Here is a 1,140-nt window from a genome sequence, read left to right as displayed (position 1 = left end):
CTTATCTATAGTATATCATTTAAAGTTAAATTTAGTAACAACTTATTTCATGATACTTTTACTCCACATTTTAATAGAAGGTTTTGGTGACATTCCAGATAAAAAGAAAGTGAGATGAGGCTACTCTGTTCCAACAAATATCTTGTCTAAAGGAATTATTTTCTACCCTATGAGACTATGTAAATAAATTGATACAACTTTTTCTATTCTTCATATAAACTCGAACATTGAATTGTTTTTATACTAAATTAACAATTGCCCTAAAAGTCTTGATCACAATACTTTCTATAATTGCTAATTATTAAAATTTTCTCCTTTTCCTATCCAATCCAAACACTCAGCAGTTCTCTGTTAGCGTATCGTCTCGTCGTACACTACCACTATCGCACGGGCGTAACATCTGCTTCTACTTCGCTTATGAATCTGCTCGTACAAGCAGTGACACTGCCTCCACATGTGCTGATAGCGCTTACCTATACTATCAAACGAAATGTGATTGGTTAATTTTAGAATAATACTATGGAATGAAATTATTTATCTTTATTTAGTGCTTTTAGAATCAATCGCTCTGTCCTTGAAGAATAAAGATATTTTTTTAACGAATCGCTCACTCTCTTAAACCTGTATAGCAACTTCAAGTCGTCATAAATAGACCAAGATAAAAGAAAATGTTCCTCTTTCCTCCTCTTCTCAATTTGGTCTTGAGTAAAGTCATACGGAAAGGTATGACGATTATCCAACTTATAACTTATCCCTTTTTTAGTATAAAAACATCTTTCGAGTCTCTCTTCTTCATTCAATAAAGGAAAATCAAAAAAATAAAGATACCAGACATCAAATCGTTTAACTGAGAATATTCGTGTATATTTCTTTAATCTATCACTAGATAATTTACTCATAATTTCTCGAAACTCAGTCAAATCAGTTATCTCAACAAATCTAAATGTCTCAATCTCTCTGGGTATATTATACTGCTTCCCTGCTAATGATATATAGTTAGGAACCTCCTTTTTTAAAAATATCTCAACAATTGAATCTTGACATTTAATTACATAATTAAAATTCTCAGATAATTCATAAATATGATTATCAATCCAAATTAATAATTTTTCGTACAATAAGACAACTTCTTCAAAATAT

The 1,140-nt window shown here is 30.2% G+C and carries 1 pseudogene; it reads right to left on the bottom strand.

Features of this window, described 5'->3' with window-relative positions:
• Positions 1 to 530: 530 nt before the first annotated feature.
• Positions 531 to 1,140 (bottom strand): annotated as a pseudogene (locus D8872_RS10635) (hypothetical protein); the annotation flags it as partial.

The organism is Streptococcus cristatus (assembly GCF_003943815.1).
In the GTDB taxonomy this organism is placed as follows: domain Bacteria; phylum Bacillota; class Bacilli; order Lactobacillales; family Streptococcaceae; genus Streptococcus; species Streptococcus cristatus_F.
This window is presented reverse-complemented; position numbering and strand designations above follow the sequence as displayed.